Annotated in this window: 22 protein-coding genes and 1 pseudogene; 3 read left to right on the top strand and 20 right to left on the bottom strand. The window is 71.6% G+C overall.

Annotated features, from left to right (window positions below; translation table 11 throughout):
• Positions 1 to 211 precede the first annotated feature (211 nt).
• Positions 212 to 3133 carry a preprotein translocase subunit SecA gene (secA, locus tag ABZV00_RS16380; protein ID WP_355606602.1) on the bottom strand — a complete coding sequence of 974 codons (2922 nt, stop codon included), beginning with the start codon at positions 3131 to 3133 and terminating at the stop codon, positions 212 to 214.
• A gap of 168 nt (positions 3134 to 3301) precedes the next feature.
• On the opposite strand from secA, the gene ABZV00_RS16375 reads away from it, so the two are divergent.
• Complete coding sequence (locus tag ABZV00_RS16375) at positions 3302 to 4453, top strand: GNAT family N-acetyltransferase (protein ID WP_355606599.1); 1152 nt, start codon at positions 3302 to 3304, stop codon at positions 4451 to 4453.
• A gap of 35 nt (positions 4454 to 4488) precedes the next feature.
• The gene (locus ABZV00_RS16370) at positions 4489 to 5562 is read left to right on the top strand and encodes a GNAT family N-acetyltransferase (RefSeq protein WP_355606806.1); all 1074 of its coding nucleotides are present in this window, start codon (positions 4489 to 4491) and stop codon (positions 5560 to 5562) included.
• Positions 5563 to 5635: 73 nt separating this feature from the next.
• On the opposite strand, the gene raiA is transcribed toward ABZV00_RS16370, so the two are convergent.
• The 8 genes and pseudogenes from raiA to efeU form a co-directional block, all read right to left on the bottom strand.
• Positions 5636 to 6271, bottom strand: a complete 636-nt coding sequence (raiA, locus tag ABZV00_RS16365) for a ribosome-associated translation inhibitor RaiA (RefSeq protein WP_328423771.1) — start codon at positions 6269 to 6271, stop codon at positions 5636 to 5638.
• 245 nt (positions 6272 to 6516) lie between these two features.
• Positions 6517 to 7208: pseudogene (locus ABZV00_RS16360) on the bottom strand (ComF family protein).
• A 4-nt stretch (positions 7209 to 7212) separates the two neighbouring features.
• Positions 7213 to 9024 (bottom strand): LpqB family beta-propeller domain-containing protein, encoded by a 1812-nt coding sequence (locus ABZV00_RS16355; protein ID WP_355606595.1) that lies wholly within the window; start codon positions 9022 to 9024, stop codon positions 7213 to 7215.
• Positions 9021 to 10679, bottom strand: coding sequence for an MtrAB system histidine kinase MtrB (mtrB, locus tag ABZV00_RS16350; RefSeq protein WP_355606804.1), 1659 nt, complete (start codon positions 10677 to 10679; stop codon positions 9021 to 9023). The genes ABZV00_RS16355 and mtrB overlap by 4 nt, the downstream gene beginning before the upstream one ends.
• A 111-nt stretch (positions 10680 to 10790) precedes the next feature.
• On the bottom strand, positions 10791 to 11480 hold the full coding sequence (gene mtrA / locus ABZV00_RS16345; protein ID WP_355606592.1) for an MtrAB system response regulator MtrA: 690 nt from the start codon (positions 11478 to 11480) through the stop codon (positions 10791 to 10793).
• A gap of 226 nt (positions 11481 to 11706) precedes the next feature.
• A complete protein-coding gene (gene efeB, locus ABZV00_RS16340) occupies positions 11707 to 12984 on the bottom strand; it encodes an iron uptake transporter deferrochelatase/peroxidase subunit (RefSeq protein WP_355606589.1) in 1278 nt (425 codons plus the stop codon).
• Positions 12985 to 13009: 25 nt separating this feature from the next.
• Complete coding sequence (gene efeO / locus ABZV00_RS16335; RefSeq protein ID WP_355606586.1) at positions 13010 to 14143, bottom strand: iron uptake system protein EfeO; 1134 nt, start codon at positions 14141 to 14143, stop codon at positions 13010 to 13012.
• A gap of 23 nt (positions 14144 to 14166) precedes the next feature.
• Positions 14167 to 15144, bottom strand: a complete 978-nt coding sequence (gene efeU / locus ABZV00_RS16330; protein ID WP_355606584.1) for an iron uptake transporter permease EfeU — start codon at positions 15142 to 15144, stop codon at positions 14167 to 14169.
• Between the two features lie 168 nt (positions 15145 to 15312).
• Here efeU and ABZV00_RS16325 point away from each other — a divergent pair, with 168 nt between their 5' ends.
• Positions 15313 to 15471 (top strand): hypothetical protein, encoded by a 159-nt coding sequence (locus tag ABZV00_RS16325; protein WP_328423755.1) that lies wholly within the window; start codon positions 15313 to 15315, stop codon positions 15469 to 15471.
• A gap of 72 nt (positions 15472 to 15543) precedes the next feature.
• On the opposite strand, the gene ahcY is transcribed toward ABZV00_RS16325, so the two are convergent.
• From ahcY to ABZV00_RS16270, 11 genes are all read right to left on the bottom strand, one after another.
• On the bottom strand, positions 15544 to 17022 hold the full coding sequence (gene ahcY / locus ABZV00_RS16320; protein WP_355606581.1) for an adenosylhomocysteinase: 1479 nt from the start codon (positions 17020 to 17022) through the stop codon (positions 15544 to 15546).
• Between the two features lie 276 nt (positions 17023 to 17298).
• The gene (manA, locus tag ABZV00_RS16315; RefSeq protein ID WP_355606579.1) at positions 17299 to 18462 is read right to left on the bottom strand and encodes a mannose-6-phosphate isomerase, class I; all 1164 of its coding nucleotides are present in this window, start codon (positions 18460 to 18462) and stop codon (positions 17299 to 17301) included.
• Positions 18463 to 18465: 3 nt separating this feature from the next.
• Positions 18466 to 19473, bottom strand: coding sequence for a cation diffusion facilitator family transporter (locus ABZV00_RS16310; RefSeq protein WP_328423749.1), 1008 nt, complete (start codon positions 19471 to 19473; stop codon positions 18466 to 18468).
• 67 nt (positions 19474 to 19540) lie between these two features.
• Positions 19541 to 20737, bottom strand: a complete 1197-nt coding sequence (locus ABZV00_RS16305; RefSeq protein WP_355606575.1) for an SIS domain-containing protein — start codon at positions 20735 to 20737, stop codon at positions 19541 to 19543.
• Positions 20734 to 20919: a Trm112 family protein gene (locus ABZV00_RS16300; protein ID WP_328423745.1), complete on the bottom strand. Its 186-nt coding sequence runs from the start codon at positions 20917 to 20919 to the stop codon at positions 20734 to 20736. Before ABZV00_RS16300 ends, ABZV00_RS16305 begins: the two co-directional genes overlap by 4 nt.
• A gap of 61 nt (positions 20920 to 20980) precedes the next feature.
• Positions 20981 to 22366, bottom strand: coding sequence for a phosphomannomutase/phosphoglucomutase (locus tag ABZV00_RS16295; RefSeq protein ID WP_328423743.1), 1386 nt, complete (start codon positions 22364 to 22366; stop codon positions 20981 to 20983).
• 69 nt (positions 22367 to 22435) lie between these two features.
• Positions 22436 to 23488, bottom strand: coding sequence for a hypothetical protein (locus tag ABZV00_RS16290; protein WP_355606572.1), 1053 nt, complete (start codon positions 23486 to 23488; stop codon positions 22436 to 22438).
• A 151-nt stretch (positions 23489 to 23639) separates the two neighbouring features.
• Positions 23640 to 24308, bottom strand: a complete 669-nt coding sequence (gene nfi, locus ABZV00_RS16285; RefSeq protein WP_355606569.1) for a deoxyribonuclease V — start codon at positions 24306 to 24308, stop codon at positions 23640 to 23642.
• 206 nt (positions 24309 to 24514) lie between these two features.
• Complete coding sequence (locus ABZV00_RS16280; RefSeq protein ID WP_355606566.1) at positions 24515 to 24826, bottom strand: hypothetical protein; 312 nt, start codon at positions 24824 to 24826, stop codon at positions 24515 to 24517.
• Positions 24827 to 24935: 109 nt separating this feature from the next.
• Positions 24936 to 25592, bottom strand: coding sequence for a tetratricopeptide repeat protein (locus ABZV00_RS16275; RefSeq protein WP_355606564.1), 657 nt, complete (start codon positions 25590 to 25592; stop codon positions 24936 to 24938).
• Entirely contained in the window at positions 25592 to 26197 is a 606-nt protein-coding gene (locus ABZV00_RS16270) for a DinB family protein (protein WP_355606801.1), read from the bottom strand. Before ABZV00_RS16270 ends, ABZV00_RS16275 begins: the two co-directional genes overlap by 1 nt.
• Position 26198: the final 1 nt, after the last annotated feature.

Below are 26198 nucleotides of genomic sequence, written 5' to 3'. Positions count from 1 at the left end.
AGGTGTTGATCGACTCCATGTCGCCGACATTGGGGCATCCCGGCGCCAAGACACCGCGACATCGCCGACATGGAGTCGATCACTCCGACCCAGGCGACCCCACCCCGCGCCGGTCGGCGGCCCGGCCGGTCGGCGCGGGTTCCCGGCGTCGGTGCTGGAGACACGGACGGGCCCCGGCCAGATCGGCCGGGGCCCGTCGCGCTGCTGTCGGTCAGTTGCCGCCGTTGGGGGCGCCGTGGCACCGCTTGTACTTGCGGCCCGAGCCACACGGGCACGGAGCGTTGCGGGACGGGCCGTTGCTGGCCTCGGCCTGGTTCGGTGCCGGCCGTCGGGAGGCGGCCGACGGCACCGCCGGGCCACGCAGCCCGGAGGCCGGCCGCTGCGGGGCGGACGGGGCGCTCGTCCCCGGCGACGCCGGGGCGCCCGGGGCCGGTCGACCCACACCCAGCGCCGGAGCCTGCTGCTCGGCCTGCTCGACGGCCACCGCACCGGGGCTGGCCTCACCGTCGATGGTGGGGGCGGAGTATTGCAGGCCCTGCCGCTGCGGCGCCCGGTTGAGACCCTTGGCTCGGATCTCCACCGGCTTGTCGAGCAGCGTGACCTCCTCCGCGTCCGGCTCCGGCTCGGTCACCTGGACATCGACGTTGTAGAGGAAGCCGACCGTCTCCTCCTTGATGCCGTCCATCATGGTGGCGAACATGTCGAAGCCCTCGCGCTGGTACTCCACCACCGGGTCGCGCTGGGCGTACGCCCGGAGGTTGATGCCCTCCTGGAGGTAGTCCATCTCGTAGAGGTGCTCACGCCACTTGCGGTCGATCACCTGGAGCAGCACCATCCGCTCGAGCTGGCGCACCCCCTCGGTGCCGACCTGCTCCTCACGGCGGTCGTACGCGGCGTTCGCGTCCTCCTTGAGGCGGGCGACCAGGAAGTCGGCGTCCATGCCGGCCCGGGAGCCGCCGGCCTCCTCCTCCAACTCCTCGATCGTCACGCCGACCGGGTAGAGCTGCTTGAGGCTGGACCAGAGCTGCTCAAGGTCCCAGTCCTCGCCGTACCCCTCGGAGGTGGCACCCCGCACGTACGCCTCGACGGTGTCGTCGATCATGTTGCGGACCTGCTCAGAGAGGTCTTCGCCGTTGAGCACCCGGAGCCGCTCGGCGTAGACGACCTGGCGCTGCTTGTTGAGCACCTCGTCGTACTTGAGCACATTCTTACGGATCTCGGCGTTCTGGCCCTCGATCTGGGCCTGGGCACTCTTGATCTGCCGGGTGACCATCTTCGACTCGATGGGCACGTCCTCCGGGATGTTGAAGCGCTCCATCACCGCCTCGACCGCGCCGGCCCGGAAGCGCCGCATCAGCTCGTCCTGCAGCGACAGGTAGAAGCGGGACTCGCCCGGGTCACCCTGCCGGCCGGCGCGACCGCGCAGCTGGTTGTCGATCCGCCGCGACTCGTGCCGCTCGGTGCCCAGCACGTACAGGCCACCAGCGGCGGAAACCTCGTCCGCCTCGGCGTCGCAGGCCTGCTTCCACGTGGGCAGGACCTCCTCCATCGCCTTGGCGTACTCGTCCTCGTTCTCCAGCGGGTCGAGGCCGCGCTGGCGCAGGTCGTTCGCGGCGAGGAACTCGGCGTTGCCGCCGAGCAGGATGTCGGTGCCACGGCCGGCCATGTTGGTGGCCACGGTGACCGCGCCCTTACGCCCGGCCTGGGCGACGATCTCGGCCTCCCGCGCGTGGAACTTGGCGTTCAGCACGTTGTGCGGGATGCCCCGCCGGCGCAGCAGCTGGGAGAGGATCTCGGAGTTTTCCACCGAAACGGTGCCGACCAGCACCGGCTGACCCATCTGGTGCCGCTCGGCGATGTCCTCGATGACCGCGTTGAACTTGGCCTTCTCCGTCTTGTAGATGACGTCCGGCCGGTCCTCGCGGACCATCGGGCGGTGCGTCGGGATGGTCACGACGCCGACCTTGTAGACCTTGTTGAACTCGCTCGCCTCGGTCTGCGCCGTACCGGTCATCCCGGACAGCTTGCTGTAGAGGCGGAAGTAGTTCTGGAGGGTGATGGTGGCCAGGGTCTGGTTCTCCTGCTTGATCTCCACCCCCTCCTTGGCCTCGATCGCCTGGTGCATGCCCTCGTTGTAGCGGCGGCCGTGCAGGATGCGACCGGTGAACTCGTCGACGATCAGGACCTCACCGTCGCTGACGATGTAGTCCTTGTCGCGCTTGTAGAGCTCCTTGGCCTTGATGGCGTTGTTGAGGTAGCCGACCAGCGGAGTGTTCACCGACTCGTACAGGTTGTCGATGCCGAGCCGGTCCTCGACCTTGGCGACACCGCGCTCGGTGACTGCGATGGTGCGCTTGGAGTGGTCGACCTCGTAGTCGCCCTCGCCGTCGGTGCCGGGCTGGAGCCGGGCCACCACGCCGGCGAACTCGCCGTACCAGCGGGCCGAGTGCTCGGCCGGGCCGGAGATGATCAGCGGGGTACGTGCCTCGTCGATCAGGATCGAGTCGACCTCGTCGACCACCGCGAAGTTGTGCCCGCGCTGCACCAGTTCGTCCTTCGACCACGCCATGTTGTCGCGCAGGTAGTCGAAACCGAACTCGTTGTTGGTGCCGTAGGTGATGTCGCACTCGTACGCGGCACGGTGCTCGGTAGCCGGCCGGTTGGGCAGCACCACGCCGACGGTCAGCCCGAGGAACTCGTGCACCCGGCCCATCCACGCCGCATCGCGCTGGGCGAGGTAGTCGTTGACCGTGATCACGTGCACGCCGTCGCCGGAGAGCGCGTTGAGGTAGACGGCCATGACCGAGGTCAGCGTCTTACCCTCACCGGTCTTCATCTCGGCGATGTTGCCGAAGTGCAGCGCCGCGCCGCCCATCACCTGGACGTCGTACGGCCGCTGGCCGAGCACCCGCGCGGCCGCCTCGCGGGACACCGCGAACGCCTCCGGCAGCAGGTCGTCGAGGGTCTCGCCGTCGGCGAGCCGCTCGCGGAACTGCTCGGTCATGCCCCGCAGTTCCTCGTCGGTGAGGTTGACGTAGTCGTCCTCGATCGAGCTGACGGCGGCGGCGATGGCCTTGAGCCGGCGCACCATGCGGCCCTCGCCCGCGTTAAGGACCTTTTCCAGAATCGACACGGATCAACGCTCCCCTAGACAGTCTCGAACCATCGTAGGCGCTCCATCGGCGCGATGGTCACTGGTGGCGGCGGTCCACCCCGCCGAACCCGACATAACTCGCGCACCGGGTGCGTACCGAAGGTTATCCGGTTACGCCGTCGGCGAACGTTCCGGCACGATGCACGGGTGGAGCCTGTGGAGATCATCGAGGACGGCCTGCTGTTGCGGCCCTGGCGGGACGCCGACGCCGACGCGGTGCACCGCGCGTGCCAGGACCCCGACATCCAGCGCTGGACCACCGTACCGCGCCCATACCTACCCGAACACGCGCACGGGTTCGTCACCGAATTGAGCGGGCGGGCCTGGGCGGAGGGCACCGGGGCACCGTTCGCGGTCTGCGACCCGACCACCGGCGAGCTGTTGGGTTCCTGCGGGCTGATCTCGATCAGCGATGCCGGCACCGGCGAGATCGGCTACTGGACGGCCCCGTGGGCGCGCGGCCGAGGGGTGACCGTCCGGGCCGCCCGCGCGGTGGCCCGCTGGTCCTTCGACACGCTCGGGCTGCGCCGGCTGATCTGGCAGGCCGAGGTGGGCAATCACGCCTCCCGGCTGGTCGCGCTCCGGGCCGGGTTCCGGATCGACGGCCGGCTGCGGCTGGCCGACCCGGCGCTCAAGGGCAGCGCGGACGGCTGGATCGGGTCTCTACTGCCCGGCGAGGTGCCCGAGCCGGGGTCGACCGAGCCGGCCGGTCCGGGCACCCTGGCCGCCCTGCGGGCCGCCGTCTTCGGCCGCCCGCAACCCACCCTGTTCGCCACCGCCGGGGCCGGCGAGCTGCGGCTGCGTCCGATGGAGGAGCAGGACCTGGACGCCGTGGTGGAGACCTGCCGGGACCCGGGGACCATCCGCTGGACCACCGTGCCGGACCCGTACGAGCGCTCCGACGCGCAGTGGTACGAAAACTTCGGCCGGGAAGCCTGGGCTCTGGGGGAGGCCGCCTGCTTCGTCATCGCCGACCCGGATGACCGGTACGCCGGCTCGATCGACCTGCGGCTCTCCCCCGCCGATCCGCTGCTCGCCGATGTGGGCTTCATGACCGCCCCGGCGGCCCGTGGCCGCGGCTACATGCCGGCGGCGCTGGCCGCCCTGAGCGCCTGGGGCTTCACCACGCTGGGCCTGGCCCGGATCGAGTGGAAGGCGCACGTGGGAAACACCGCCTCCCGCCGGGTGGCCGAGAAGGCGGGCTTCGCGTTCGAGGGGACGGCCCGCGGCGGCCTGCAGCACCGGGGTGAGCGGGTCGACGTCTGGGTGGCCGCGCTGCTCGCCAAGGACCTGACGTGACCCTGCAGCAGGTCGTCGAGGCGCACGGGGTACGGCTGCGTCCGTTCCGGGCCGCCGACACCGCCGACGTCGTCGCCGCCTGCGCGGACCCGCTCACCCAGCGGTTCATTCCGGGCATGCCGGCCCCGTACACGGAGACCGACGCCCGCTGGTGGATCGACGCCGGCGCACCGGCGGTCTGGACCGGGGGCGGCGCGGTGTACGCCGTCGCTGACCCGGCCACCGACCGGCTGCTCGGCGGGGTGGGGCTGAGCAACCCGGTGCCCGCGCGAGGTCAGGCCGAGGTCGGCTACTGGGTGCGGCCGGCGGCGCGCGGGCGGGGGGTGGCCGCCGCGGCCACCCGCGCGCTGAGCGAGCACGCGTTCGACACCGGGACGGTCCGGCTGGAGCTGCTCACCGACCCGGAGAACGGGCCGAGCCAGCGGGTCGCGCTGGCTGCCGGCTTCCACCACGAGGGGGTACGCCGCTCGGCCGGCGCGCGCCGCGACGGCGTCCGGCACGACCTGCTGGCCTGGGTACGCCTCACCGACGACCCGCCCGGCCCGGCCGCCCGGCTGCTGCCCGACCTGCCGGGCGGGGTGCTCACCGATCAGGTGGTGGCCCTGCGCCGGCTCGCCCCGGACGACGCGGAGCTGATGTACCGACTGCACAGCCGGCCCGAGGTGGTGGCGAACCAGGCGCCGCCCGTGCCGCCGGAGCGGTCCGCCATCGAGCGGCGCTGCCGGCTCGCGGAGAGCGGGTGGCTGACCGGCGACATCGCCCGGCTGCTGATCACCGACGTGGCCAGCGGCGAGCCGGCGGGCAGTTGCGGGTTGTCGTACACCGACGTGTCCAGCGGTGAGGGGTCGATCGGCTACGCGTTGCTGCCCGACTGGCGGGGCCGGGGGTACGCCACCCGGGCGGTCCGGCTGCTGGCCGGTTGGGCGTTCGGGCCGGCCGGCATCGCCCGGCTGACCGCCGGCACCGTGCCGGAGAACACCGCCTCGCACCGTGTGCTGGAGCGGGTCGGCTTCCACCGCGAGGCCCTGCAGCGCGCCCGGCTCCCCGGCCTGGCCGGCGCCCGCCTCGACGACCTGACCTTCGCCCTGCTACCCGCCGACCTCCGCTGACAGATCATGGAGTTGTGGGGGGCGGTCGGGGCCGCCCCACCACAACTCCATGATCGACGCGGGTCAGGCCCGGTCAGGTGGCGAGGGAGATGATGCCGTAGTCGTAGGCGTGGCGGCGGTAGACGACGCTCGGGCGGCCGGACTCCTTGTCCTGGAACAGGTAGAAGTCGTGGCCGACCAGTTCCATCTCGAACAGGGCGTCGTCGATGGTCATCGGTTCCGCCGGGTGCACCTTTTCCCGGGCGATGTGCCACGGCTGCTGGTCGTACTCCTCCTCCACCCGCTCGGCGACGGCCGTGCCGGAGCGGGCACCGTCACCGTTCGCGCTCAGCGGGGCAGCCACCAGGTCCGCGACCGGCAGGTCGGCGGTGGCGGCGGCGACGGAGATCGGCGCGTGCCGACCACGGTGTACGCGGCGACGATCGGCCGCGCGGCGCAGCCGCGTGTCGAGCTTCGCGATGGCCGCGTCGAGCGCGCTGTAGAAGTCATCCGTGCAGGCCTCGGCCCGGATCACCGGGCCCCGGGAAATGCAGGTGATCTCCACCCGCTGGCAGTGGTCGGCCTGGCGCGGATTGCGCTCGTGGAACAGCTCGACATCGACACGAATAAGTTTGTGGTCGTAGCGTTCGACCTTTGCGAGTTTCTCGGCTACGTGCACCCGGTAATGGTCCGGCACTTCGACGTTACGGCCCTTGACCACGATGTCCACGTGACCTCCCTTGTTCGGACGGTCTTCGATCCGGTAACCCGGTCGCGCGCCCTGGGGAGCCCCGCTGGCGTCGACCGGTCAGTACGGCTACGCCTCCTCTCACCGCCGGAGGCGGGTGGAATGACCTCCTACCCCCGACAGCGAAACGCTAACTCTTGTTCGCCCGGTCGTCACCCCAAGTTGCCGAGACCGCCCAGTATTTTTCGCAGCTCATACACCAACGGGTGAAACGGAAACACGGTCGGTTACAAACGGAGTCGTTTCTCGGTCGCCGCGAGCACCACGGCGACACTCGGTGCCCGCCCGGTCCCGGCCAGCACCCGGGACGCAGCGGCCAGGGTGACCCCGGTGGTGACGATGTCGTCCAGCAGCACCACCACGGGTGCGCCGCCCCCGCTGGGCGCACCGGAACGGAGCCGGAACGCCGCCTCGGCCGCCGCCCGGCCGGCGCTGTCCAGGGTCACCGAGTCGGGTCGGGGCAGCGCGCGCAGCGGCCGGTCCACCCGGACCGGCCAGCCGCCCCGGCTCAGCCGGGCCGCACAATGCCGGGCCAGCCGATCGAGGTGGTCGCCGTAGCGGGCCCGGGCCGCTGCCGCGGTGTCCGGCACCGGCACCAGCGCCACCGGACAGGCCCGGCCGACCGCCGCCGCGACAACCTCGGCGAGCAGAGCGCCGAGTGGGCGGCCAGCCCGTGCCGGCCGCGCTCCTTGTATGCCAGCAGGGCCTCGCGCAGCGGGCCGGCGTACGGGCCGAGGGCGACGCAGGGCGGCAGGCCGGGCGGGACGGGGGTGGGAAGTACGGGCCGGGGGCGGAGTGCGCCCAGCGCCGTCACACAGGCCGGGCAGACGCCATGTCGCAGGCCGGGGCGGCGCTCTCGACAGCCCGCGCAGTCGGCGGGCACCACCAGATCGGCGAGATCCGCCCAGAGCCCGCGCACGACGTCAGTAGAGGAAGAACGGGGCCGACGGGTTGCTCGCGCGGACCCCGGCGGGCGGCGGGGCGATGTCCCGCACCCGTTGGGCCTCGATCCGTTCGAACGGGCTGCTGCGGTAGGCCACCCCGTTCGCCTCGTACATGTACGCCCCGCTGGGCAGCGGCACACTGCGATTGGTCGGGTACGCCGTCAAGTGGTTGACCTTGGCACCCACGTCGGTCCGCAGCGGCGTCTCCAGGGCACCGTCGACGCTGATCTCGTAGATCGCCGGCTGGCCGGCGGACCCGGCCACCACCAGCCGGTCCTCGCTGCCCCAGTCCACCGCGGTGAGGCCGGTCAGCGAGGTGACCAATGACCGGGGCGGGCCGATGGAGACTCCCCCGCCGTCCAGGTTGACCGCCGCGACGTAGAGCCGGCCGCCGGCGATCAACGCGACCCGCTGGCCGTCCAGCGCGGCCGCCACCGCGGTGACCTCGGTGGAGGGCAGGTTGAGCGGTACCGGGTACATCCGGGCGGCCTCGTCGAAGCGGTAGAGCCGGCCGTCGGCCACCACCAGGCCCCGAGCCGGGCGGGAGTCGATGGTGCGCAGCCAGACCGGGCGGCTGATCGAGGCGTACTCGGGCCCCCTCCGGTTGGGCACGCTGACCGGAACGCGGCCGGTGCCCACGGCGAGCCGGTGCCGGCCCTTGCCGCTGGTCACCACCATCGCGGCGAGGATCCTGCTGTCGTCCCGGGCCAGACTGGCGGAGACGATGTTGCGGTTGGCCTCGGCCGCCAACGGCACGGCGCCGCTGGGCTCACCGACGAAGTCGAGCGGGCGGATGGCGCCCTCGTACACGCCGAACCGCTGCGGGCTCTCCGTGATCGGGTAGAGCCCACGGGACATTCGGCGCTCATTCAGATCCTGTACGGGCTGCGAGTTGTTGCGGATCTTCAACTCCAGCTCGCCCGGCAGGTCGCCCAGCGACCAGGCGAGCTGCGTGATCAGCTGGTCGATGCGGGTCTTGTCGTCACCGGACATGTCCAGGTTGACCTCCCACCGGCCGTTCGCACCGGTGGCATTGTTGATCAGCTCGGTGCGGTCGGGTAGCCCGACGACACCGGGGCGCAGCCACTCGGAAGGGCCGCCGACCAGCCACTTCACCACCTCGTTGACCCTGCGCTCGTCCGGCACGGCCAGCGGCAGGTAACGCTGGTCGGGCACCAGCCGACTGCGGTCGGAGTTCCAGAAGTAGATCGACTCGTCCTGGTAGTACTGCTGGAGGGCCACGTCGCTCAGCAGCAGCACGTTCGGTGGGTTGAGGACGTACAGGCCGGCGCGCTCGTCGTTGCCGGCTCCGCCGAGTGCCCCGCTGCGCAGCCCGAACTCGTACTCCGTCTCGGTCGCCACCGGCGGAGCCAGGGTGCCGTTGGTCCCCAGCACGCCGATCTGCTGCACCGTGATCTTCACGGTGGTGGTCGAGTCGCTGTTGAGGGTGAAGACCGTCTCCCGCAGGCGGACCACGGTCAGCGCGACCTCACTGCCCTTCTTCTCCTGCAACCGGGACCGGTGCTCCGGGGCGACGAACTGCTTGACCCGCTCGTAGGCCCGGTCCGACTCGCCGGCGGCGGCGGACAGGAAGTTGCGCACGAACGCGTCGTTGGCACTGCCGCTGGCCGTCCGCGACGGCGGTTCACTGCCCCGGCCGTTGACCGAAGCGGCCTCCGCCGCGGTGCCACCCTTGCCGTCCACCCGCACGTCGGACGCCTCCGGGATGCCGCATCCGGCACCCAGCAGCAACACCACGCCCAGTGCCCCGAGCAGACCCTGACGCCTCACGAGCTCACCTCCGCCCGCTGCTCGTCCCCGGCCGCTGCCGGGTTGATCGCCAGCGCCCCGCCGGTGCCCGGCCCGATGGCCAGCGGGCCACCGTCCCGGGGGCCACCGAACGGCAGCGCGGCGTCGGCGGGCACCAGCCGCAGCGGTGAGGTGGTCAGCCGGTCACCGGCGCGGGCCGGCAGGGTGAGCCGGAACTGGGCGCCCTGCCCGGGCGCACCCCACGCCTCCAGCCAGCCGCCGTGCAGCCGGGCGTCCTCCAGGCTGATCGACAGGCCCAGCCCGGTACCCCCGGTCTGCCGGGCCCGGGACGGGTCCGCCCGCCAGAACCGGTTGAAGACCAACTTCTCCTCGCCCACCTTGAGCCCCACCCCGTGGTCCCGCACGGTGATCGCCACGGCGGTCTCGTCGATGCCGAGGGTGATCAGCACCGGCCGGCCCTCACCGTGCTCGACGGCGTTGCCGACCAGGTTGCGCAACACGCGCTCGACCCGGCGCGGGTCGACCTCGGCGATCACCGGCGTGCCCGGGAGATCAAGCTCGATCGGTACGCCCACCCGCCCGGCCAGGCCGGCCAACCGGTCGACCACCCGGTGCACCACCGGCACCAGGTCGGTCGGCTCGGCGTCCAGCATGGCGAAGCCCGCGTCGAACCGGCTGATCTCCAACAGGTCGGTGAGCAGCTCCTCGAAACGGTCCAGCTCGGCCTGGAGCAGCTCGGCGCTGCGGGCCACCGCCGGATCGAACTCGTCGCGCTCGGCGAAGATCAGGTCGGCGGCCATCCGGACCGTGGTCAACGGGGTACGCAGCTCGTGCGAGACGTCGGAGGTGAACCGGCGCTGCAACCGGGACATCTCCTCCAGGCGCAGGATCTGCCGTTGCAGGTTGGTCGCCATCTGGTTGAACGAGGCGGCGAGCAGAGCGAGGTCGTCCTCCCCGTTGACCACCATCCGCTGGTCGAGCAGGCCGGCGGACAGCCGCTGGGCGGTCCGCGCGGCGACCCGGACCGGGTTTACCACCAGGCGGGTGACCAGGGCCGCGAGCAGCCCGAGCAGGATCACCAGGGCACCCCCGGTGGCCACCACGGTGGCTCGGGCGTCGGCGGCGGTGGCGTCCTGCCGGGTCAACGGCACGAGGTAGTACAGCTCGATCTGGCCGAACCGGGTGGGCACCGGCGAGCCGTACACCAGATATTTGGTCGGCTCCCCGGTGAGCCGTCCGGTGCGGATCTGGCTGGCCACCTTGCCGTCGGCGACCGCGGCCCGCAGCTCCGGGCTGATCAGTGGCTGGACGTTCACCGCGGGCGCCGTGCGGGTCTGGATGATGTTGGGGTAGCCGTCGGCGGTGATCGCCACCACCACACCACCGGTCTGCTGGGGGTCGCCGCCGGCCAGGTAATTGACCGTGTCCTCGATGGTCTCCTGGAGCTGCGCCTCCTGCGGCTGGCCGTAGAGGGAGACCTGCTTGACTGCGTAGCCGGCGCCGCTGTTCACCCGAATCCGGACATCGGTGCGGGCGTTGTCGAGCAGGATCGTGGTGATCTTGTCAGCGATCAGGTACGCGAAACCGCCGACCAGCAGGCTGGAGGCGACCAGCGTGATGGTCACCACCCGGACCTGGAGCGAGCGGCGCCAGGTCTGGTGCACCCGGGCCACCATCCGGGCGGCCCGCCCGCTCAGGGCACGCCACAGCTCCCAGCCGGCGCCGGGCCGGCGGGCAACCGTGGGCGGGGGGTGCGGGGGCGGGGAGGTCGACACAGTGTGACCAGGCTATCCGGTCCCCGCCTTATAGCCCACGCCCCGCACGGTGAGGATGATTTCCGGCCGCTCCGGGTCCGGCTCGATCTTGGCGCGCAGCCGCTGCACGTGCACGTTGACCAGCCGGGTGTCGGCAGCGTGCCGGTAGCCCCAGACCTGCTCCAGCAGCACCTCGCGGGTGAAGACCTGACGCGGCTTGCGGGCGAGCGCGACCAGCAGGTCGAACTCCAGCGGAGTCAGCTTCACCTCCTCGTCGTTGCGGCTGACCGTGTGCGCGGGCACGTCGATGGTGATCTGGTTGCTGGGCGGCCCGATGGTCAGCATCTCCGGCGCCACATCCTCGCCCCGGCGCAGCCGGGCCCGCATCCGGGCCACCAGCTCCTTGGGCTTGAACGGCTTGACCACGTAGTCGTCGGCCCCGGACTCCAAGCCGAGCACCACATCGACGGTGTCGCTTTTGGCGGTCAGCATGACGATCGGCACGCCGGACTCGGCCCGGATCGAGCGGGCCACGTCTATACCACTCATTCCGGGCAGCATCAGGTCGAGCAGCACGATATCCGGACGACTGTCGCGAAATGCCGCCAACGCCCGCTCGCCGTCGGCCACGAACGAGGGCAGGAAGCCCTCGCTCCGCAGCACGATGCCGAGCATCTCGGCGAGTGCGGGGTCGTCGTCGACCACCAGTACCCGGGCTCTCATGGGATTAATATTGCATCCCCATTCAGTTTGGTGGGACCGGCGTCACCCGGTACGGATAGCGCCGTCGGCAAGTGTGGCATCCCGACCTGCGGCGACGGCGCCACATGGTGCGGGGGCTCGGCGCGCGGAAAGTTCCCGGGCCGAGCCATCACCATGATCCCCCTTCGGCGCCGCCCGGCGCCACCGCTACCTCCGGCCGGTCGCACTGTCACGATCACGACCGAGGTCAGCCAAAGAGTGCCCGCCCCCAGTGGTCCCCGCCGTCGCGCACTCCGGGCGGGCATGCGAACAGGCCGCTGGAGACGTGCCGAAGGTATTCGTTCATCACGTCGTGCCGGGCCAACTGGGTCTGGATCGGCACGAACTGCCGGCGTGGATCCCGCTGGTAGGCGATGAAGAAGAGGCCTGCGTCGAGCCGACCGAGGCCGTCCGAGCCGTCGACGAAGTTGTAGCCCCGGCGCAGCAGGTGGGCGCCGGCGTTCCGGCTGGGGTGCGCCAGCGTGACGTGGGCGTGCTCGGCGATCACCGGCTGCCCGTCGTCACCACGGGCGGCGAAATCCGGCTCGTCGAACTCGTCGGTCCTGCCCAGCGGGGCACCGCTGCCCTTGGTTCGGCCGACGATCTCCTCCTGCTCGGCCAGCGAGGTCCGGTCCCAGGTCTCCACGAGCATCCGGATCTTGCGAGTGACCAGGTACGAGCCGCCGGCCATCCAGTCCGGCCCGTCGCCCGGCTGCACCCACAACTGGTCGCGCAGCAGGTCGGTGTCCTCGGCCTTGAGGTTGGCCGTGCCGTCCTTGAAGCCGAACAGGTTGCGCGCCGTGGCCTGGTCGCGGGAGGTCGACGAGGTACGACCGAAGCCGAGCTGCGACCAGCGGACGCTCACCACACCCATACCGAGCCGGGCCAGGTTGCGGATCGCGTGCACCGCCACCTGCGGATCGTTGGCGCACGCCTGCACGCAGAGGTCGCCGCCGGAGAGTTGCGGCTGCAACGCGTCGCCGGGGAACTTCGGCAGCTCGGCCAGGGCGGCCGGGCGCCGGTCGGCGATGCCGAACCGGTCCCGGCCATCGGCATCGCGGAACAGCGTCGGCCCGAAGCCGATCGTCAGGGTGAGCTGCGACGGGGGCAGGCCGAGCGCCTCGCCGGTGTCGTCCGGCGGGGCCTCCGGCATCCCGCCGACCGCGCCGAGCACCCCGGCGTCGCGCCCGGCGGTCATCCGCACGGCGGCAGCCGTCCACTCCTGGAGCAGCTCGACCAGCCGGGCCCGGTCCTTGGTGATCACGTCGAAGGCGACGAAATGCAGCCGGTCCTGAGCCGGGGTGACGATGCCGGCCTGGTGTTCGCCATGGAACGGCACCGCTCCCGCCGGGTGGTCGCTGGCCGCGGCCGGGTCACGAGAGTCGCTGATCAGCGCGCCCGCGCCCGCCGCCACCCCGGCGACTCCGGCCACTCCGACACCGGCGAGCGTGATCGCCCGCCGCCGGCTCAACCTGCTTCCGCTCATCGACTCGACTCCCCCTGACGTCCGGTCACCGGGCGACGACCGCAGCGACCTTGCTGATCGGCTCGGCGAGCGCGTTGATGCCGTCGGAGAGCTCCTTGAGCTCGGCCTTGCTCAGCGCGGTGTGCAGCTTCCAGCCGTCGCCGTCGCGGTGCTTGCCGAGCAGCGCCTCGACGTTGGTGAACTCGGTGTCGAGCTGCGTGACCAGCTCCGGCGAGCGCTGCTCCAGCGCCGGCCGCAGGGCGGCCACGGCGGCCTTGGAACCTTCCAGGTTGGCGGCGAAGTCCCACAGGTCGGTGTGCGAGTAGCGGTCCTCCTCGCCGGTGATCTTGCCGCTGGCCACCTCGTCGAGCAGTTCCTTGGCGCCATTGGCGAGCTGGAGCGGAGAGAGCTTCTCGGCGTTGGCCTTGGCCACGATCTCCTTGACGTCGACCAGCAGCCGGTCGGCGATCGGGCCGTCCTTGCTGATGTCGCCGGACTGCCAGAGGTCCTTCTCGATCCGGTGGAAGCCGGTGAACTCCATCCCCTCCTCGATGACCTCCTCGCGGCCGTCGATCTTGGGGTCGAGGTCGCCGAAGATCTCGGCCACCGGCTCGATCCGCTCCCAGTAGGTACGGGCCACCGGGAAGAGCGCCTTGGACTTCGCCACGTCGCCGGCCTTGACCGCGGCCACGAACTCCTCGGTCTTCTCCAGCAGCGCGCCGGTCTGGCTCTTGACGTACCGCTGGTAGTTGTCCGTGGCGCCCGCCAGCGCGGCGTCGGCGGTCAACGGCTCCGCCGACCCACTGACCTTGAGCGCGCCCCGGATGCCCTTGCCGCTCATCCCCGGCTTGCAGGCCGTCTCGTACGTGCCGGCCGGCAGCTCCACGTGCAGCTCACGGCTCAGCCCGGGGGCGATGTTCTCCACCTCGCCCATCACCCGGTCGCCGGAGGCGTACACGTAGAACTCGGTCACCTTCGCACCGGAATTAGTGATCTTGAAGGTGGCGGTGCCGGCGCCGAGGTCGGTGGTGCCGACGTCGCAGGCGGTGTCGCTGGCCTTGACCACGATCGGGCCGCCGGCCGTGGCCGAGTCACCCTTCTCCGAGTCGGAGCAGGCGGCAACACCGGTCGTCGCCAGCACGCCGGCGGCGGCCAGCGCGAAAAATCGGGCGGTACGCATCTGAGCTTTCTCTCCTCGTGGGGTCAGGCACGCTGCGGCGTGGTCGCCGCGTCGGCCTCGGGGTCGGCCCCGCGCTCGGTGCCGGTAGCGGTGGTGGGGGTGGGGGTGTTCGCGGTGTCGCTCGCGCCGGTCGTCGGGGCCGCCTCGCTCGCGGGCCCGCCCGGTGCCGCGACGGGTGCCGCGACGGGTGCCGACCTGCGGCGGGTCGGGCGCAGGAAGAGCAGGAGGACCGGCACGGCGTACCCGACCCAGGCGATCGTCTCCAGCACGGTGGGCGCGGGAGTCACGTTGAACATGCCGGCGAGCAGCGCGGCGTACCAGGTGCTCGGGTCGAGCACGGTGGTGATGTCGAAGGCCAGGTCGTTCAGGCCGGGCAGGACGCCGGCCTCCTGGAAGTCGTGCACGCCGTACTTGAGGATGCCGGCGGCGACCAGGATCAGCAGCGCGCCGGTCCAGGTGAAGAACTTGCTGAGGTTGATCCGCAGGGCACTGGCGTACAGCAGCCCGCCGATCACCACGGCGGTGGCGATGCCGCCGATCAGCGCGAGCAGCGGCCCGCTGTCGCCGGCCGCGCCCTGGGCTGCGGAGTAGAAGATCAGCGCGGTCTCCAGGCCCTCGCGGATCACCGCGAGGAAGGCCATCCCGGCGACCGCCAGAGAGCCGACGGCCAGCGCCTCGGTGAGTTTGCCCCGCAGCTCGCCGGCGATACTCCGGGCAGCCCGACGCATCCAGAAGATCATCCAGGTGACGAAGACGACGGCGGCGACGGAGGTGACCGCCTCGAACAACTCGCGGTCCTCGGAGCGGGCCAGCAGGGAGGTCGAGGTGTACTCGATCAGCCAGCCGAAGAGCACCGAGAGCGCAACGGCCAGGCCGACCCCTGCCCAGACCTGCGGCAACCGGTCCCGCCGCTGCGACTTCACCAGGAAGGCCACGAGGATGCTGACCACCAGGGTCGCTTCCAGGCCCTCCCGCAGGCCGATCAGATAGGTGGCGAACATCGGGACTCCGAGATCCTCAGGCACTTCTCAGCTAACTTAGGGCAGCCATACCTTCCTCCTGATCAGAGGCCTCGTCAAGCCGTTCTCGACAAGCTCACCTGGGTCGCGACCGAGCCTCGGCCGAGCGACGATCAGCCGGTGCCGTCCGGGCTGTGAAAGGATCCCGCCGTGAAGGGATTCCTGCCGTGGCTGACGGTGCTGGCCGTGGTGCTGCTGCTCAGCGCGCTGCGCATGCGGGCGCTGGCCACCGTCGTGTCGCTCGGATGGCTGGCCTGGTGTCTGTGGACGTGGTTCCGCCCCGCCCGCCGTCGTTCCCACCCGGACTGACCAGGGTCCAAACCGGCCGGGAACGACGAACCGGGCCGGCTGCGGACAGCCGACCCGGTACGAAAGTGTCGATCAGTAGCGGTAGTGGTCCGGCTTGAACGGACCCTCGGTGGAGACGCCCAGGTAGGCGGCCTGCTCCTTGGTCAGCGTGCTCAGCTTGGCGCCGAGCGCGCCCAGGTGCAGCCGGGCGACCTTCTCGTCCAGGTGCTTGGGCAGCACGTAGACGCCGATCGGGTAGTCCTCGGTCTTGGTGAACAGCTCGATCTGGGCGATCGTCTGGTTGGCGAACGAGTTCGACATCACGAAGCTCGGGTGCCCCGTGGCGTTGCCCAGGTTCAGCAGGCGGCCCTCGGAGAGCACGAGGATGGCGTGCCCGTCGGCGAAGCGCCACAGGTCGACCTGCGGCTTGATGTTGACCCGCTCGACGTCGGAGCGCTTGGCCAGGCCGGCCATGTCGATCTCGTTGTCGAAGTGGCCGATGTTGCCGACGATGGCCTGGTGCTTCATCCGGGCCATGTGCTCGTTGGTGATGACGTCGTAGCAGCCGGTGGCGGTGATGAAGATGTCACCCAGTTCGACCACGTCGTCCAGGGTGGCGACCTGATAGCCGTCCATCGCGGCCTGCAACGCGCAGATCGGGTCTACCTCGGTCACCACGACCCGGGCGCCCTGGCCACGCAGCGACTCGGCGCAGCCCTTGCCCACGTCGCCGTAGCCCATCACGACCGCCATCTTGCCGCCGATCAGCACGTCGGTGGCCCGGTTGATGCCGTCGATCAGCGAGTGCCGGCAGCCGTACTTGTTGTCGAACTTGCTCTTGGTCACCGAGTCGTTGACGTTGATGGCCGGGAAGAGCAGGGTGCCGGCGCGGTGCATCTCGTAGAGCCGGTGCACGCCCGTGGTGGTCTCCTCGGTCACGCCCTTGATGCCGGCGGCGATCCGGGTCCAGCGCTGACCGTCCTCAGGGAGCGAGCGGTGCAGCAGCTCGAGGATGACCGCGTACTCCTCGGAGTCGGCGGACTCGACCGGCGGTACGACCCCGGCCTGCTCGAACTCGGCGCCCTTGTGCACCAGCAGGGTGGCGTCGCCGCCGTCGTCGAGGATCATGTTCGGGCCCTGCCCGTCCGGCCAGGCGAGCACCTGCTCGGTGCACCACCAGTACTCCGGCAGGGTCTCGCCCTTCCAGGCGTAGACCGGCACGCCGGCGGGGGCCTCGGGGGTGCCGTCCGGGCCGACGACGATCGCCGCGGCGGCGTGATCCTGAGTGGAGAAGATGTTGCAGGAAGCCCAGCGCACCTGCGCGCCGAGGGCCACCAGCGTCTCGATCAGGACGGCGGTCTGGATGGTCATGTGCAGCGAGCCGGTGATCCGCGCGCCGGCGAGCGGCTGCGCCTCGGCGAACTCCCGGCGGATCGACATCAGGCCGGGCATCTCGTGCTCGGCGAGTTGGATCTCCTTGCGCCCGTATTCGGCAAGCGACAGATCCGCCACCTTGAAGTCGCCCTCGGCGAGGGTGCTACCGCTGGGGAACGCCGGGAGGGTGCTGGTCATGAAAGCTCCTGTCGAACGATGTCTGCGCCGACCCTCCACCTTACGCGCGTCGGCGACGGGCGCCAGGGACGGTCCGCGGACAGCGCACGGGGCGGTCGGTGATGGACAGAAATTCCGCCCACTCCCGCCCGCCCCGCGCATCCCCCCGGTTTGGTTCCCCGCACGTTGTCGGACCGTCGTCGCGATAACGCTGCGTACTCATAGGGTCACACCCGAGCAGCACAGCGTCAAGCTATTCCGGGAAAGTCGGACTTGTGTCGTCGCGGTGAGTCAGCGTCAACGCAGTCCGGCGGTGGCCACGTACGCCTCACCGCTGCCGCTGACCCGCAACTGCTCACCGGCCGCGGTGCCGATCGCCGCCTGACCGGACCCCAGCGTCAGCGCGCCAGCCCCGTCGTCCACGGTGATCGGGCCGACACCGCAGAGCACCACCCGGGGACCGGGCAGCGACAGCGTGACCGAGGGCACCGCCGCCCCGACCCGCACCCGGTGCAGCGCGAAGTCGTCCACCGGCACCGGCCACCAGTCCGCCCCCGGGGCGACCGGCTGCGCGGTCCGTACCGGATCGTCGAGCACCTCGAAGCGCAGCACCCGCAGCAACTCGTCGACGTCCACCCGCTTCGGGGTCAGCCCGCCGCGCAGCACGTTGTCGCTGGCCGCCATGATCTCCACTCCGCAGCCGCTCAGGTAGGCGTGCAGGTTGCCGGCGGGCATCCAGATCGCCTCCCCGGGCACCAGCCGCACGTGGTGCAGCAGCAGCGCGACCAGCACGCCCGGGTCCCCCGGGTAGGCAAGAGCCAGCCGGCGGGCCAGTTCCGCGTCCGGGCTGTCGGTCGAGGCCACCACCACGGACCCCAGCAACTCGCCGCGCTCCGCCGCCGGCCAGGCGAGCAGCGTCTGCACCGCCGCCCGCAGCCCCGCCGGCCCCGTTCGCAACGCGGCGACCACCGGCGCCAACGCCGGTACGCCGAACGCAGCGAGCGCCTCGGCCGACTCCGCCGGGTCCCGGAAACCGCACAGCGCCTCGAACGGCGTCAGCGCCACCAGCAGCTCCGGCTTGTGGTGCGGGTCGGAGTAGTTGCGCTCCTCCAGCGGGCGCCCCGTGTCCGCCGCGAAGCCCGCCCGAGCCTGCTCGGCGTCCGGATGGGCCTGCAGGCTCAGCGGGGCGTCGGCGGCGAGCACCTTGAGCAGGAACGGCAGCCTGCTGCCGAACCGATCCGAGACCCGCTGGCCGAGCCACTGCCCCGGCTCGTCGCGCACCAGGTCGCAGAGGCTGACCCGGAGACCGGCCCGCTCAACGCTGGCCGGGGCGCCCGGGTGGGCGCCCAGCCACAGCTCCGCCTCCGGGCCGGCGCTGGGCACCGGTCGCCCCTGCAACATGGCGATCGCCGAGCGGGACCCCCAGGCGTAGTCCCGGATCGGTCCGTACAGCAGCTCCACCTGTCAGCCCCCGGGCCGCCCGGCCGCCTCGCCCGATCCATCCCCGGGTTGCGTCACGGCGGTGTCGGCGGCCGCACCGGTGCCGGCCTCGGCGGCGGCGGCGCTGTAGATGTCCGGCTCCAGGTAGATCACCCGGGCGGTCGGAACGGCGGCACGGATCCGCAGTTCCACGGCGTTGATGCCCCGGGCCAGATCGTGGGCGTTCTCGCAGGCCTGCACCCCGATCTTCGCGGCCACCATCAGCTCTTCCGGCCCCAGGTAGAGCGTCTTCATGTGGATGATCCGCTCCACCTCGGGGCCTTCGGTGATCGCCCGCTCGATGGCGGCCACGTCCTGCTGCTCGGCGCCTTCACCGAGCAACAGGCTCTTGGTCTCGATGGCCAGCACAACGGCGATCGTCACCAGCAGGATGCCGATCATCGCGGTGCCGGCGGCGTCCCACTCGCCGTTGCCGGTGATCAGCGTCATGGTGACGCCGAACAGCGCGAAGACCAGACCGACCAGCGCGCCGAGGTCCTCCAGCAGCACCACCGGCAGCTCGGGCGCCTTGGCCCGGCGGATGAAGTGCACCCAGGACTGGTTGCCCCGGACGAGGTTGGACTCCTTGATGGCGGTTCGGAAGGAGAACGACTCCATGATGATCGCCGCCACCAGCACGACGACCGGCACCCAGTGCCAGGATTCGATTCCCCCCTTGTGCTCCCACTTGTGGTACGCCTCGTACAGGGCGAACAGGCCACCGACGCTGAACAGCACGATCGACACGATGAACGCGTAGACGTAGCGCTCCCGGCCGTACCCGAACGGGTGCTCCGGGGTGGCCGCCCGCTTCGCCCGCTTGCCGCCGAGCAGCAACAGGGCCTGGTTGCCGGAGTCGGCGACCGAGTGGATCGCCTCGGCCAGCATCGACGACGAGCTGGTCAGCAGGAACGCGACGAACTTGGTGACGGCGATGCCGACGTTGGCCAGCAGGGCGGCGACGATCGCTTTGGTTCCGCCGTTGGCGCTCATGCGAGCGCCCCGCTCTGCCGCACTGCGCTGCCCGGTGCGCGCGTGCCGCGCCGCCCCCTACATTCGTTCACTGGTTCGACAGCTCCTTCATTTCGGTGATGGCTGGTACCGCCATCGGGTCCAGTCCGTGGGCTAGGGCAAGGTAGACCGAGGCGAAGTCCGGGACGGCGATCAGCGAGGCCAGCCGCTCCAGCGCGGAGCCACCCTCGGCGGTCACCACGTCGCACCGCACCCCGCGACGCTCGGCGAGGGTCTGCACCGCGTCCGCGCGGCGCTCCTCGACCGCCAGCGGCTCGTCCGTGTCGTCCTCGGCGTTGAGCCCGCCATCGCGCAGCAGCACGAGCCGCAGTCGGGTCCCCTCGCCGTCGTCCTCCGCCGGGTCGGCGAAGATGTCCCGCTCCCCCTCGGCCAGGCCACCGAAGACGCCGTCCAACAGGCCGACCCGGCCCCGACCGGCCTCACCGAGCGCCCCGGTGACCACCGGGTAGCGGGCGTTGGCCGACAGGGTGTCGCCGAACCGGCGGGCCGCCACGGTGGCCAGCGGGGACGAGCCCCAGACGATCGGGATCGAGCCGGCCAGGCCCAGGGCCAGCGACTTCGCCGGGTTGACGAAGGACTCCGCGGCGGACCGGCAGCGGTCGGCGTCCGCGTCGAGCCGGGCCGCGGTCTCCGCCAGGTCCGCTTCGTTGACCTTCACCAGCCCGAGGGAACGGGCGGCGAGCAGGACCGGCACGGTGAGCGCCCAGAGGCTGGCCCGCGCCGGTGCGCGCCGTGGCACCGGGATGAACGGTGCCCGGGCCCGCTCGGCGACCGACTGCAACTGCGAGTCGGGGGCACCCACCGCGACCAGCCGGGCGCCCCGCCGGTGCGCCGCCTCGGCGGCGCCCAACGCCTCCGGGCTGCGACCGGACGCGCTCACGGCGATCACCACGTCGGCCGCACCAACCCAACCGGGTACGCCGGCGCTGCGGTGCGCGATGACCGGGACCGGGCAGCGCGGCCCGGCGACCGTGGCGAGTATGTCCCCGGTCCGCCCCGCGGTGCCGATGCCGGCGATCACCACTGCCCGGGGCCGCCCGTCGTCGGCGAGCACCGCGAGGTTCGCCTCGGCGGCCAGGGCGGCCGTCTCGCGGACCTGCGCGCCAGCCGAGGCGGTGTGCCGGAGCATGCCGCCCGGGTCCTGCTCGGCCAGGGCATCCGGGTTGTCGAGCAGGGCCTCGTCGGCGTCACGACGTCCGCTGACCCCGGCCGTACCGTCGATCATGAGGGCTGCCCGGGGCCGCCGCGCGCCTCGTCGAGCAGCAGCACCGGCACGTCGTCGCGGACCTCGAAGATCCGGGCGCACTGCGTGCAGGTCAGCGTCTGCGCCTCGGCGTCGTAGGCGAGCGGGGCGTGGTGCGTGTCCGGACAGGCGAGAATCTCGAGCAACTGCGGATCCAGGGCCATGGCACGGCTCCTTCCACGTGTGCGGCTTCACCGGCGGCGGTGCCGACCGGCGCAGGCGATCTTATCGGCGAACGCGGCCGAGCACCTCGTCCCGCAGCGAGACCATCCGCTCGCGGGTGGGCGCCTCGACGTTGAGGCGCAGCAACGGCTCCGTGTTGGAGGCACGCAGGTTGAACCAGGCGCCATCGGGGAAACGCAGCGTGAGCCCGTCCATCTCGTCGGGCACCGCATCGGGGTACGCGGCCCGCACCTCGGCCACCGCCGCCGCCTGGTCGAGCACCGTCGAGTTGATCTCACCGGAGGCGATGTAGCGCTCGTACTCGCCGGCCAGCACGGACAGCGGCAGTGACTGCTCGCCGAGCGCGGCCAGAGTGTGCATCGCGGCGAGCATCCCGGTGTCGGCGAACCAGAAGTCCCGGAAGTAGTAGTGCGCGGAGTGTTCACCGCCGAAGACCGCGTTGGTCCGGGCCATCTCCGCCTTGATGAAGGAGTGCCCGACGCGGGCAACCACCGGCTCCCCACCGTGCTCACGGATGATCTCCGGCACCGCACTGGAGGTGATCAGACCGTGGATCACCGTGGAACCCGGGTGCTTGGCCAGCTCGCGCGCGGCGACCAGGGCGGTGATCGCCGACGGCGAGACCGGCTCACCGCGCTCGTCCACCACGAAACACCGGTCGGCGTCGCCGTCGAAGGCCAGCCCGATGTCGGCCCCGTGCTCGACCACGGCGCGCTGGAGGTCGACCAGGTTCGCCGGGTCCAGTGGGTTGGCCTCGTGGTTGGGGAAGGTGCCGTCCAGTTCGAAGTAGAGCGGGACGATCTCCAGCGGCAGGGCCGACAGGGCGGCGTCGCCCAGCACGGTGGGGACGGTGAAGCCGCCCATCCCGTTGCCGGCGTCGACCACCACCTTCAGCGGCCGGCTGCCGGAGAGGTCGACCAGCTTGCGCAGGTACGCGGCGTAGTCGGGGAGCAGGTCCCGCCGCTCGGCGGGCCGGGTCGGCTCGCCGGCCGGCCGGGACTCGCCCGAGTCGAGCAGCGCCTGAGCCCGCTCACGGATCTCTGCCAGCCCGCTGTCCTGGCCGATCGGACGCGCACCGGAGCGGCACATCTTGATGCCGTTGTACTGCGCCGGGTTGTGACTGGCGGTGAACATCGCACCGGGCAGGTCGAGCGAACCGGAGGCGAAGTAGAGCAGGTCGGTGGAGGCGAGCCCGATCTCGATCACCGAGCGTCCCTCGGCCCGGACTCCGGCGGCGAAGGCGGCCGCCAACCCGGGCGAACTGGCCCGCATGTCGTACCCGACGACGACCGCGTCGCCCGGCTCCTCAGTGGTGTTGAGCAGTTGGGTGAATGCTGCTCCGAGTGCCTCGGCGACCCGCTCATCCCACTGGTCCGGCACCGTCCCTCGGACGTCGTACGCCTTCACGATCTGGGACAGATCCGACACTAGTTCCGCTCCTCGGGCCGCAGGTTCCACCGAACCTGAGCGTATCGGAGGGTCGACGCCGGCCCCCGCTCAGCCGGGGAGCCGGGGCATGAACACGGTGTGATCGCCGCCGTCGGCGGGCGGGTCGCCGGGCAGCGGCCGGGCCGGAGGATTGCCCGGCATCGGCTGCGTCGCGTCCGGCGTCGGCGCGGGATCGGCCGGCCGTGCCCCGTAGACCCCACCGGTGGCGGGCCGGGGGGAGGGCACTGTGCCGTAGCCGTCGGCCGGCTGCGGTTGGCCGTACACCGGGCCGGGGTGACCGGGCGCGGTCGGCGACCCCCCGCCAGAGCGGTAGGTGGTGCCACCGGGGTTGCCCGGCAGCGGCCCCAGCGCCCCGTCGGTCGGCGTCCGATCCTGCCGCGAGCGACGGAACAGCAGCCCGATGAGCAGCAGCCCAACCGCCACCATCGCGATGCCGAAGAACATCACCGGCGAGCCGCCCCCGGACGATTCGGCCGCGGTAGCCGTGGTGTCGGGCGCGCCGTCCAGCGCGGCCGGATTCACCGCGTCGACCGGCGCGGCCTCGGTCGTGGCCACGCTCGGGGTGGGCGACGGCTTCTTCGACGGGGTCGGCGACGCGGAGGCCCGGCCGCCGGTCACCTTCGCCGAGTCGGAACCCTGACCCAGCTCCTGCCCTGCCGCGCTGGCGGCCGCGCCGGTCACCACGAGCCGACCAGCCGGAGCACCGGCGGCGAACGCCACCCGGTAACGCACGGTGATGCCCTTGCCCTTGCACAGGGTCGGCTTCGCCGGCGAGGTCTGCCCGGTCACCACGCTGCCGTCACCGCCGGAAACGGCCACCGGGAACCAGGTCCCGCCCGCGTTGACCTGCACCGTCACCTGGTCCGGCTGGAGACCCTCAAGGCGCAGACCCAGGGCGGTACGCAGCAGGACGCACCCGTCGGAGCGCTTGCGCACCGCGACGTTCACCCCCTGCGCGGAGCCGCCGGCGGCGAAGCTGCTGGCCGAACCCACCCGGACCGAGTCGTCGTCGGCCAGCGCCGGCGACGCACCGAGCATCACCAGGCCGCCCACCAGACCGCAGACCGTCCCGAGCCGCGCCACGCGCCGACGTACCGTCATGATCACCTCACCGTTCCTCCCCGGGTGGGGTCCGCGGTCAGGCTACTACCGGCCCACCCCCACCCCTGGTCATTGAGCGGGCCGTATGTGTGCGGCGTTACGGTTTGAGGCCCGGCCCGCCGACCTGCTGCGGGCTCTGCCGGACTGCTGGCTAGGGATGCCCGGCTAGCGCGCGAGCGAGGGCGTCCCGGCAGAGCCGGTCGGCGGTACGGGTGGTCTCCGGCAGTCGGTAACGCGGGGTCAGTGCGAGCACCTGCGCGGCGGCGTTGTCCAGGCTCATCCGGTGCCCGACGCTCACGAAGACCGGCTTCACCCCGTCCTGGGTCCGCAGGACCCGGCCGACGACCTCGTCGCCGTCACGCAGCGGCGACCAGGCACCCCGCTCGGCGGGCGGTGGATCCCACTGACCGACCAGGGGCGTCTTCCCCACCCCGATGGCAGGCAGCCCAGTGACCACGCCGAGGTGACAGGCGAGCCCGAATCGGCGCGGATGGGCCAGCCCGTGCCCGTCACAGACCAGCAGGTCCGGGCGGGTGCTCAGCCGGTCCAGTGCGGCGAGCAACGCGGGCAGCTCACGGAAGGCGAACAGCCCCGGAACGTAGCCGAACGCGGGCCGGCCCACGCTGACCGCGGAGTCCACCACGGCCAGCGTCCGGGCGTCCAGCACGGTCACGGCCGCCGCGAGGAGGTCACCGCTCTGCGCGTACGCGACGTCCAGGCCAGCCACCGTCGCGGGCGCGGTCGGCCCCGGCCCGACCAGGTCCACCAGCGGCCGCAACTCCTCCTGCACAGCCACCGCCTCCACCACACTGCCCGGCACCGCCCCGCGCGCCGGCCTCGCCCCCGGCGCAGGTGCCGACGCGGCCGCGGGCCCCGACGCGGGCCTTGACCCGGACGCGCGTCCCGGCACGGACGTGTGTCCCCGCACGGGCGCTGCCGCGGACGCGGGGGTTGATCCACTCGGTATCGGCGATGTCGGGCCATCCAAGCCCGCCGGATACCCCGACATCGGCGAAACGGAGTCGATCACGGCCGACGAGGTCCGTCGGCGGGGCCACCGCTGGCCCCGCCGTCCGATTCGTCCTGGTTAGAAGGTCCGATCGGCAGGCCATCGACGGTGGAGCTGGCAGCCACTTGCGGCTCGCCGCCGGGACTGTCCCGTTCGGCCCGATTTGTGGTGGCGCCCAAGGCGATCGCGAAGGCAACACCGATTGCGACGCCGAAGGCAACACCGCCTGTCGAGCCGAACAAGGGAATGCCGATCGCCAGACCGACCAGGATGCCAGCCGGCCACGCCCAGGCATTGGACTTGCCGCTCTTCGTGTCGGACTTCGCCATGCACCGATGTTATTCGGCGCTGCGAACCCCTCCGGAGCCCCGAGGTAGCGGCCCAGCGTCGCACCGCCGCCCGCGCCTCCCGCCGCCCACGTTGGCCGACGACCAGTGATCAGGCGAGGCTGAGCTCGTCGCGAGCCTCCTCGACCCACTGGCCCACGCCGTACGCGCCGCTGCCGGCCGCGAGTTCCGCTGCCTCGTCGAGGAGCTGCCGGGCGGCATCCCGATCGCCGCCGCTCGCCGCCAGATCCGCCAGGCCGATCAGGTTCGCCGCGACACCCGGGGTGAATGACAAATTCCGGCGCAGCCGGGTCGACTCCGTCAGCAGCTCCCGCGCCGCGTCGACACGACCGGCGGCCTGCTCACCGAAGCAGAGGTGCCGAAGCACGTACGACAGAGTCAGTTCATCGCCCGCCTCGGTAGCCAGCTCGCGCGCCCGGGCGAAGGCCGGGTCAGCGGTCGCCTGGTCCTGGCGGATCACCTGGTGGACCGTGCCGACCCAGAAGAGCGACTCGCCCTCGCCGCGAGCGTCGCCCAACTCGCGGTAAAGCTGCGCCGCCCGCTCGAAGAGCGGCAGCTCTGCCGCATCCTCCGAACCCGAGCCCAGGAAGCGGGCGTGCAGGAGCCGGCCCCGGGCCAGAGCAGCGTCCGCATCCAACGCCGTGAGGTCCCGCTCCGCCTCGTCCAAGTGCTTCGCGTCGCCGCCGAAGACCGCCTGCTCGTAGCGCTCCTGCGCCCGCGTCAACCGAGCATCCACACCTTCGCTCATCACTGACCCACCCTTCCATCGATCCGCTCGCGTAACAGATCGGCGTGGCCATTGTGTCGCGCGTACTCCTCGATCATGTGCACCAGCAGCTCGCGCAGCACGATGACGTTGCCCTTGCGTTGCCGCCCCTGCACCCCGAGGTCGGACGCCTCGACCACGAACCGCTCGGAGAACTCGACCTCCGCCCGCCAGGCGCGCCGCGCCTCGTCCACCACCGAAGGGTCGGCGATCGCGCCATCGAAGTCGCCATCGGGATCGTCTTTTGAGCAGTAGATCTGGGGCGCATCCTGACCGGCCATGGTCCGCCGGAACCAGCCCCGCTCCACTTCGGCCATGTGCCGGATCAGGCCGAGCAGCGACATCGTCGACGGCGGAACCGAACGCCGCGCCAGCTGCTCGGCGTCCAGGCCGGCACATTTGAGCTCTAGAGTGAGCCGCTGGTTGCGCAGGAATTCGACGAGGATGCTCCGCTCGTCGACGAAGTTGCCGCCCGAACGCGGGTCGTCGTCGCGATGAACGAACATGTCCGACCAGCCGAAGACCCGGATGGGCTCGCTGTCGGAGGTCTTCGCCTCGGCGCTGTGGTCGGCGTCAGAGTCGTCCATG

Origin of the sequence: Micromonospora sp. NPDC005173 (genome assembly GCF_040608515.1) — a bacterium.
Lineage (GTDB): Bacteria > Actinomycetota > Actinomycetes > Mycobacteriales > Micromonosporaceae > Micromonospora.
Note: the sequence above shows the minus strand (reverse complement) of the source record. Positions and strands in the feature narration are given on the sequence as shown.